Here is an 8,251-nt window from a genome sequence, read left to right as displayed (position 1 = left end):
TCATCGAGCCGCGCGCCCTCGGCATATCCAGCCAGGTTCCGTGGCCGCTCCATGTCAGGCATCAGCCTCGGACACGGCTCGGCGGCGCCGACCACCATCCGCACCGGGATGACGCCGGCCCAAACCGGATGCCCGTAATCCTCCTCGTCGTCGCCGACGCCCTTGGCGCGCACCTTCGCCGATGCCTCTTCAATACGCATGCCGATCACCGTCGTCGCCTTGGCCTCCTGCGCCGAGATCGGCCTCAGGGTCTCGCTCCGGCCGGGATAGAAACGGTCGACGACGCCGGCCAGCGCCTTCAGTTTCTCCTGCGGCTCGTCGACGATTCGCGCCGTGCCGAAACACATCGCCGAGCGATAGTTGGCCGAATGGTTGAAGCCCGAGCGCGCCAGCACCAGCCCGTCGAGATGCGACACCGTGAGACAGGCCGGCGTGCCGCCGCGCAGATTGCGCAGCATGCGGCTGGCCGACGAGCCGTGCCAGTACAGCATGTCGTCCTCGCGCCAGTGGATGGTCGGCGTGCAATAGGGCTGGCCGTCGAACGTATAGGCGACATGGCACAGCAGCCCGGCATCCAGCACCGCGAAGACTGCCGCATGGTCGTAGCTGCCGCGCTCGTGCAGGCGCTTGACGCGGTTGCGGCTGGTGGTCGGAAAACTGGCTGGCGTGTCGTTCACGGCTTGCATCCTTGGTTGTCGTCTGCCAACCATGCGCCATGACATTGGTCGATAAAAGAACCAATCCCATGAAGAAAAACCAGACCAATTTTCCGGATTGGTCGGCGCTGATCCCGGTCCTGCCGGGCGACGGCCCGCGCAGCCGCGAGCTCTATGCGGCGCTCAGGCGGCTGATCGAGACCGGCGCGCTGGCCGCCGGGGCGAAACTGCCGACCACCCGGGATCTCGCACAGCGCTTCGGCCTGTCGCGTTCGGCGGCGGTTACCTGTTTCGAAATGCTGATCTCGGAGGGGTTTGCGGTCGCCAAGGTCGGCGCCGGCACCTTCGTCGCGCCTGATGTGCCGCATCTGCCGCTGACGCTGATCAAGCCGCGTCCAGCGGAGATCGAGGTCGCGGCGTCGCTACCTTGCGGCCTTGGCGTTGCGGTCTCCGATCCGCGCACGCTTGATATGTTTCGCATCCTTCTGTCGCGCCACCTCACCCGCCCCGGATCGGAGCATTTCCGCTATGGCGATCCGCGCGGCGGCCTGCCGCTGCGCACGGCAATTGCCACCTATCTCAGGACCGCACGCGGCGTGCGCTGCGACGCCGGCCAGATCGTGCTGACGTCGGGCACACAGCAGGGGCTCGATCTCCTGGTGCGTGCAGCACTTCGTCCCGGCGATGCCGTCTGGATCGAAAACCCCTGCTATCCCATGGCGCACGCCGTGCTGGCCGGCAGCGGGGCCAGGGTTTTTGGCGTACCCGTCGACGCGGAAGGGCTCGATCCCGAGATCGGCGAAAGCCTGTGCTCCAAGGCGCGCGCGGCCTATGTCACGCCCTCGCATCAATATCCGCTCGGCGTGACGATGACGATGCGCCGCCGTCTCGCTTTGCTCGACTGGGCGCGGCGCAACGATGCCTGGATCATCGAGGACGACTACGACAGCGAGTTCCGCTATGCCGGCCCGCCGCTGACCTCGCTGCAGGGCATGGACGGCTCGGGCCGTGTCGCCTATCTCGGCACCTTCTCGAAAATCCTCTTCCCCGGCCTGCGCATCGGCTATGTCGTGGTGCCCGAAGCGCTGCTCGATGCCGTCATGGCGGTCAGGGCGCGCTCCGACCGCTTCCCCTCGACGTTGGCCGAAGGCGCGCTGACCGACCTGTTGAACGAGGGCCATTTCGCCGCGCATCTCAGGCGCGTGCGCCGCCGGGTGCAAGCCGCGCGCGACGTGCTGGTCGCCGGCCTCGAGACGCATTGCGGCGATGCCCTCGAAGTAACCGTGCCCGAACAGGGGCTGCACTTGATGGCGACGCTGAAGCACGCCGGGCCGGACACGGCGATCGTCGAGGCGGCGAAGGCGGCAGGTGTCGGCGCCAGGGCCTTGTCCTCGATGTTCATCGGCGGGGCGTCCCGGCAAGGCCTGGTGCTGGGTTTTTCCGGGTTTTCGGACGAGGAACTGATGGCCGCGACGGTACGACTGGGTGGGGTGATGGGCCGCAGTCCCGGCCGCCAAACTACCTGATCCTGCTCAAACAATCCTAGGGCGAAGCAGGAGCGCAGCTCCGTCTCGGAGGCCCTCGGATGACGAAGTCCTCAATCCCCATCGGCGGGCTGGGCCTTGCCGCACTGCGCCAGCACCTTGCCGATGGCCGCGCTTGAACCCTTCAGCGGAAAGCTGATCTCGCCATATTTGGCTGAACTGACCGACACATCGCCCTTGCCGCGCAACAGGTCGAGCAGCGGATCGGCTTTCGCCAGGTTGACCACGAAGTAGTTGTACATGGCCTCCAGCTGCAGCGCCTTAGTTACCGTCTTGCCGTCGGCCTTGAACGCGAACGAACCGCTGATGCCAGGCTCCAATTGCTGGCCGTTGGCGCCGAGATCGTAGCTCAGCACCGGCGTGTCGAAACAGGTCAGCATCAGATACGCATCGCCTTTCGGCCCGCCGCAGACCGAGGCCGTCAGCACGCTGCCGCCCTCGTCTTCCTCCATCCTGGCGCTCCAGCCGCCGCACGACGCGGCAAACGCCGGTTGCGCGGCCTGCAGGACCGCTACCGCACCGGCGACGACGAGATGTGCAACTCTCATGGCTCCCCCAATTGACTGCCTTCAGGGCATTTGCAGCGCCCGTCGCCAGCATATAGGAAAAAGCGATCCGATGGCATTGCCCCTTGCGGCAGCCGGTCCTGTTTCGCGGAGAGTTGGATTGAGAGCCTGCATTCGCCTGTGTCTGTCCTTTGCCGCCCTGCTGGCCTTGCCGCTCACCGCTCATGCCGAGTGGAAGCCGGTCGAGAAGATCGAGCCCTACGCGATCTCGGGCCAGTCCGGCGCCGAACTCTACCGCTCGATCGGCGAGAAAGGGCCAAAGCTCGGCATTGCCCGCGCCATCGCCTACACCAATTTCAAGCTGACCTGGGGGCTAAGGGATTACAAGCCCAGCGGCAAGGACTGCGTGCTGACGGCCGGGCGGCCGAAGCTGATCGTCACCTACACTTTGCCGAAACCCTCCCGCTCCCTGCCGCCGGCCGTCCAGAAGAACTGGGACACCTTCATCGCCGGCGTCGCCGCCCATGAGAAGGTGCATGGCGCCAGCATGGTCCAGATGGTCCACGACATCCAAGCCGCGACGGACGGCCTGACCGTCGCCGACGATCCCGAATGCAGCAAGACCAGGGCCGAGGTGGTCAAGCGGCTCGACGCGATCTCGAAGGCGCGGGTGCAGGCAAGCCGCGACTTCGACCGTATCGAATTCGGCAATGGCGGGAATTTGCAGAAACTGGTTTTTTCGCTCGTGACCGGCCCCTGAAGCCACCTGACACGGATCAGGAGGCGGGCACTGATGACTTACCAGGAGCAGCAATTGAAGCTGCCGATCTCCCCCCTTGCGAGGGAGATGGCCGGCAGGGCAGAGGGGAGTCTGACAGAACTCGGCCCCTTCCAGCTACTGCGGTATGGGCGCGAGGTGCGAGCCCTCACCGCGTTTCCGCGTTCGCTCTCAGCTCCGCCCGCTTCTCGTCCGACACCACGGCCAGATCCAGCACCTTCTGCAATTCGGCCGCATGGCGGAAGGACGGTTCGGCCTGCACGCCCGTGCGCACCGCGTCAGTGAAACGCTGGTAGTTGGTCTCCACCGTGCCGGGGTCGCGCTCTTCCCATATGGCGTTCTCGACATTCTCCCCCACGCATGCCTTGAGCGTCGAACCGTCGAGATTGTGCACCACTTCGATGCCGCCCTTCTCGCCATAGATGCGCAGACGCAGTTCGTTGAGATGGCCTGTTGCCCAGCGGCTGGCATGCACCACGCCGAAGGCGCCGTTGGAAAAATCCAGCGTCATGGCGAAGCTGTCATTGGCGTCGAGTCCGTAGTCGCCGATGCGGTTGCCGGGCGCCTTGTCGAAGGCGCGCAGCCGGCAGAATACATGGTCGATGTCGACGGCTGCGCCATAGCTGGCGAAATCGAGGATGTGGATGCCGACATCGCCGAGCACGCCATTGGAACCGTGGCCGCGCGACAGCCGCCACAGCCATTTCGGATCGGTGCGCCAGTCGCCCCAGAATTTCGACACCAGCCAGCTCTGCAGATAGGACGCCTCGACATGCCTGACGGTGCCGATCTCGCCCGCTTGCACCATCTGGCGCGCTTTCTGCAGCGCGGCCACATTGCGATAGGTGAGGTTCACCATGTTGACGATGCCGGCAGCCTCGGCGGCATCGGCCATCTCGGTCGCCTTGCCGAAGTTTTCGGCCAGCGGCTTTTCGCACAGCACCGGCTTGCCGGCGGCGATCAGCGCCATGGTGGTCGGGTGGTGGATGCGGTCGGGCGTGACATTGGCCACCGCGTCGAACTCGCCCCATGCCAGCGCCTCCTCCAGCGCGGTAAAGCGGTTGGGAATGTCAAAGCTGTCGGCGAACTCGCCAACCCGCGCCGGATCGACATCGACTGCGCCGACAATGTCGACGCCCTCGATGGCGCTGAAGCGCCGGGCATGTTCCTGCGCCATCCAGCCGGTGCCGAGTATCAAAAGCCGCATTATTTGCTCCTTGGGGTGAGATGCCGGAATCCCCTCCCGGCCGACGCCCTCAAATAGCGCGTATAATGCCGCCGTCGACCCGGATGTTCTGGCCGGTGATGTAGCCGGCGCCCTCCGACGCCAGGAAGGCGATGGTCGCGGCGACCTCTTCCGAAGTCCCGTAGCGCTGCATCGGCACCGAGTCGCGGCGTTCTTCGGTGGCCGGCAGGCTGTCGATCCAGCCGGGCAGCACATTGTTCATGCGCACATTGTCGGCGGCATAGGTGTTGGCGAAGATCTTGGTGTAGGCGGCAACGCCGGCTCGGAACACGGCGGACGTCGGGAACATCGGGCTCGGCTCGACCACCCAGGCCGTCGAGATGTTGATGATGGCCCCACCCTTCTGCTTGACCATCTGGGGCGCCACGATGCGCACCGGCCGGATGACGTTGAGGAGGTAGACGTCCATGCCGGTGTGCCATTGCTCGTCGGTGATCTCGAGGATCGGCGCACGCGGCCCGTGGCCGCCGCTGTTGACCAGCACGTCGATGCGGCCATAGCGCTCCAGCGTCAGGTCGACGAGGCGGTGCAGATCGTCGTTCGACTGGTTGGAGCCGGTGACGCCGAGCCCGCCAAGCTCCTTGGCCAGCGCCTCGCCCTTGCCCGAAGAGGAAAGAATGGCAATCTTGAAGCCGTCCGCCGCCAGCCGCTTGGCCGCCGCCGCCCCCATGCCGCTGCCGCCGGCCACCACCACAGCTACTTTTTCTACACTCATCGGATTTTCCTCTCAGGGTTTGCGGGCACCGCAAGCGGTGTTTTCGGGAGTTGAGCGTCGATATAGCTGGTTTTCCCCGTCGGTTCGAACCAGAATGCCTGAAATCAACCTGTAGAAAAACTACTGCATGCCCGAAACCTTCCTCAGCTTGCCGCCGTTGAATGCGCTGCGCGCCTTCGAAGCCTCGGCGCGTCATCTCAACTTCCGCATCGCGGCCGAAGAGCTCAACGTCACGCAAGGGGCGGTCGCCCAGCACATTCGCGGGCTGGAGGCCGATCTCGGCACGAAGCTGTTCGAGCGGCTGCCGCGCGGCCTGGCGCTGACCGATGAGGGCCGCGCCTATGTCCCCAACATCCGCCGCGCCTTCGACCTGATCTCGGAGGCGACGCTGCTGCTTCGTCCCGAGCCGGCGCGGCTGACGATCAGCGTGACGCCGAGTTTCGCCACCAAATGGCTTATCCCGAGACTGCACGACTTCGTCGCGCACCACCCGCTGGTCGACCTGCGCGTACTGGCCAGCGAAAGCCTGTCGAGCTTCCAGGCCGATGGCGTCGACATCGCGGTCAGGCAGGGCCGCCCACCCTTCGGCGCCGGGCTGGTCGTCGACCTGCTGTTTCCCCAGCAGATCGTCGCCGTGTGCAGCCCGGCCCTGCTGCCGGCCGGCGCGATCGAGATCGCGGCCTCCGAAATCCAGCACCACGTACTGCTGCACGATGCCCACAATCTGTGGCCGGAATTCACGGAAAAGGCGGTCGGCCTGAAGATGACGACCGAACTCAAACGCATGCGCTTCAACCAGACCGGCCTCGCCATCGACGCGGCGGTGGCCGGCCAGGGCATTGCGCTGGCCAGCCGCTTTCTCGTCGCCGCCGACCTCGCCGCCGGCCGTCTGGTTCAGCCCGTCAGCGGCGAAATGCGCGGCACGCAGGATTTTTATGTCGTGATGCCGAGAAAACAGCGCCATCCCGAGCCGACGCAAGCCGTGCGGCAATGGTTGCTGGATGCTGGAGAGCGACGACCTTTGTCGTGAGACCTTCGCACGCACGGAGACGTCAAGCCGCTTGCCTATGAGGCAACGACGGGCGCACCGCGAAAGATCGCCACGGCGGCAGCGACGATTTCCGCATTGTCCTTGGCCGTCCTGCCATCGGCGAGCGTCTTGCCGTCTTCCAGACCGACCCGTGTCGACCAGCGCTGGCGATGCGCAAGCTCGACGAGGGGCCAGACAGTCGTGTCGACGCCATGCAGCAGGATCGGCTGCCGTACCCCGGCGCGCTCGAGTACGGCGGCGATGCCATGCGCTTCATCGAGTGCAGCGGACAGATCGGGGATGTCGATCTCGATCAGATTGCGCAGCACCTGGTTGTGGCCGGGAAGCGCTACGAAGCGCTCGGCATCGGCGACGACGGCAAGCCCCGTCTCGATGCCTACACCACGCTGGCGCAGCAACTCCATCACGGCGGGCGCATCCGGTTCGGACAGGTTGACCGAAGCATAGTCAGGCAGGTCTCGCCAGCCGGCGATCGCCGCGCGGGTCCGCTCGACGTCGTTCTCGATCCAGGCGCCGGTCGACACGCCAACCAGTGTTCCCGGGCAGGTCCGGCGCACCGCCAGCACCGTGGCGTCGACGGCTGCCAGGCTTTCGCGTCCGTCGGTGCCGCGCGGATGGATATGCAGTTCGGCCGCTCCAGCGGCGACGCAGGCTGCCGCATCGCTGGCCATTGCCTCGGCGGTCAGCGGCAGCTTCGGGTGGAAATCGCGCGGACGCGCGCCGTTGATGCAGGCCTGGACGATCATCGATGTCACCTTGCGCAAGGGGCCGCAGTGTAGCTGTGCGGCGTTGAAACTGCCAATCTCCCCCTCGTAGGGGAGATCGGCAGCTTCAACGCCGCGCGCCTGCTCACAACATTCGGCGGCATTTGAATAAAAGCCGCTTGTGGATATTTACCCGGCGTTCCCTCGTCTCCGGCAAGCTCTTTTTAGGGCGGGATCATGGAGGGACCATTGACCAGCGATTTTTCAGCCGCCCGCATCCACCTCGAACGCGCCTATCATTATCTGCAAGGCAATGACGAGACGAGCCGTGCCGCCTGTGACGCGCTCGATCTGTTGATCGAAGCGGTGACGGAGGCGCAGCACAGGCGACCCGAGGCTGGAGTGCTGGAGTTCCCGCAATCGACGGCGCGGCGAACCGGATAGAAAGTGTCGAGTTTCAGGCCAGTCCGGCCTGGCCTGAAACTCGCCGCACCCGGATCACGATGCCTTGCGGGCCGTCGCTCCCTTGGTTGCGCGCGCGACAATTCGCTCGAGCGGCTCCGGCCGGTGCAGCAAAAATCCCTGGCCGAAGGCGACCCCCATGTCGCTCAACATGGCCAGCGTGTCCTGCCGTTCGATCTTCTCACCGACCACGTCGCAACCGAGGCTACGGGCAATGCTGGTGATGGCCAGCACGATCTCGCGGTCGAAGCGGCTTTGCGTGATGTGCTCGATGAAGGAACCGTCGATCTTGATCGTGTCGACGGGGAACCGCCGGAGATATTCGAACGAGCTCATGCCGGCTCCGAAATCATCGAGGCCGACCCGGCAGCGCCGCTCGCGCGCCTTGCGCACGAACTGTTCGGCGGCATCGAAATTGGTGACGGCGGCGGTTTCGGTGATCTCGAAGCCGATGCCCGAATGCGGCGCCCCGGTTTCTTCTATGACGCTGTCGACGAAGTCCCAAAGCTGCGGATCGCTCAGCGTCTGCGCCGACAGATTGAAGCCAAGCGTCAGCGCCCCCGAACGCAAGGCGGCACCATGCCGCGAC

At 65.4% G+C, this 8,251-nt stretch carries 10 protein-coding genes; 4 read left to right on the top strand and 6 right to left on the bottom strand.

Annotation, left to right across the window (positions count from 1 at the left end):
- The coding region (locus tag EN932_RS22510) for a pyridoxamine 5'-phosphate oxidase family protein (RefSeq protein ID WP_164890571.1) at positions 1 to 710 on the bottom strand (710 nt) is incomplete at its 3' end.
- A gap of 35 nt (positions 711 to 745) precedes the next feature.
- Here EN932_RS22510 and EN932_RS22505 point away from each other — a divergent pair.
- Entirely contained in the window at positions 746 to 2,182 is a 1,437-nt protein-coding gene (locus EN932_RS22505; protein WP_127384749.1) for a PLP-dependent aminotransferase family protein, read from the top strand.
- Between the two features lie 71 nt (positions 2,183 to 2,253).
- Here EN932_RS22505 and EN932_RS22500 read toward each other — a convergent pair whose 3' ends face one another.
- Positions 2,254 to 2,748 carry a hypothetical protein gene (locus tag EN932_RS22500; protein WP_244506842.1) on the bottom strand — a complete coding sequence of 165 codons (495 nt, stop codon included), beginning with the start codon at positions 2,746 to 2,748 and terminating at the stop codon, positions 2,254 to 2,256.
- A gap of 118 nt (positions 2,749 to 2,866) precedes the next feature.
- Between EN932_RS22500 and EN932_RS22495 the strand changes: the two genes are divergently transcribed.
- Positions 2,867 to 3,466, top strand: a complete 600-nt coding sequence (locus tag EN932_RS22495) for a DUF922 domain-containing protein (RefSeq protein WP_027160753.1) — start codon at positions 2,867 to 2,869, stop codon at positions 3,464 to 3,466.
- Positions 3,467 to 3,632: 166 nt separating this feature from the next.
- On the opposite strand, the gene EN932_RS22490 is transcribed toward EN932_RS22495, so the two are convergent.
- Complete coding sequence (locus tag EN932_RS22490; protein ID WP_127366159.1) at positions 3,633 to 4,691, bottom strand: Gfo/Idh/MocA family oxidoreductase; 1,059 nt, start codon at positions 4,689 to 4,691, stop codon at positions 3,633 to 3,635.
- A gap of 49 nt (positions 4,692 to 4,740) precedes the next feature.
- A complete protein-coding gene (locus tag EN932_RS22485; protein ID WP_013530747.1) occupies positions 4,741 to 5,445 on the bottom strand; it encodes an SDR family oxidoreductase in 705 nt (234 codons plus the stop codon).
- Between the two features lie 127 nt (positions 5,446 to 5,572).
- On the opposite strand from EN932_RS22485, the gene gcvA reads away from it, so the two are divergent.
- On the top strand, positions 5,573 to 6,475 hold the full coding sequence (gene gcvA, locus EN932_RS22480; protein WP_127369120.1) for a transcriptional regulator GcvA: 903 nt from the start codon (positions 5,573 to 5,575) through the stop codon (positions 6,473 to 6,475).
- Between the two features lie 35 nt (positions 6,476 to 6,510).
- On the opposite strand, the gene EN932_RS22475 is transcribed toward gcvA, so the two are convergent.
- Positions 6,511 to 7,242 carry a 3-keto-5-aminohexanoate cleavage protein gene (locus EN932_RS22475; RefSeq protein WP_127369119.1) on the bottom strand — a complete coding sequence of 244 codons (732 nt, stop codon included), beginning with the start codon at positions 7,240 to 7,242 and terminating at the stop codon, positions 6,511 to 6,513.
- Between the two features lie 207 nt (positions 7,243 to 7,449).
- On the opposite strand from EN932_RS22475, the gene EN932_RS22470 reads away from it, so the two are divergent.
- Positions 7,450 to 7,644 carry a hypothetical protein gene (locus tag EN932_RS22470; RefSeq protein ID WP_024501638.1) on the top strand — a complete coding sequence of 65 codons (195 nt, stop codon included), beginning with the start codon at positions 7,450 to 7,452 and terminating at the stop codon, positions 7,642 to 7,644.
- Between the two features lie 54 nt (positions 7,645 to 7,698).
- On the opposite strand, the gene EN932_RS22465 is transcribed toward EN932_RS22470, so the two are convergent.
- Positions 7,699 to 8,251 (bottom strand): EAL domain-containing protein (locus EN932_RS22465; RefSeq protein WP_164769064.1); only part of this gene is annotated, 553 nt, incomplete at its 5' end.

The organism is Mesorhizobium sp. M7A.F.Ca.US.002.01.1.1 (assembly GCF_004022955.1).
Classification (GTDB): domain Bacteria; phylum Pseudomonadota; class Alphaproteobacteria; order Rhizobiales; family Rhizobiaceae; genus Mesorhizobium; species Mesorhizobium ciceri.
Note: the sequence above shows the minus strand (reverse complement) of the source record. Positions and strands in the feature narration are given on the sequence as shown.

Coding starts and splice junctions, on each gene's coding strand:
- EN932_RS22505 (WP_127384749.1), top strand. CDS start 746: ATGAAGAAAAACCAGACCAATTTTCCGGATTGGTCGGCGCTGATCCCG.
- EN932_RS22500 (WP_244506842.1), bottom strand. CDS start 2,748: ATGAGAGTTGCACATCTCGTCGTCGCCGGTGCGGTAGCGGTCCTGCAG.
- EN932_RS22490 (WP_127366159.1), bottom strand. CDS start 4,691: ATGCGGCTTTTGATACTCGGCACCGGCTGGATGGCGCAGGAACATGCC.
- EN932_RS22485 (WP_013530747.1), bottom strand. CDS start 5,445: ATGAGTGTAGAAAAAGTAGCTGTGGTGGTGGCCGGCGGCAGCGGCATG.
- gcvA (WP_127369120.1), top strand. CDS start 5,573: ATGCCCGAAACCTTCCTCAGCTTGCCGCCGTTGAATGCGCTGCGCGCC.
- EN932_RS22475 (WP_127369119.1), bottom strand. CDS start 7,242: ATGATCGTCCAGGCCTGCATCAACGGCGCGCGTCCGCGCGATTTCCAC.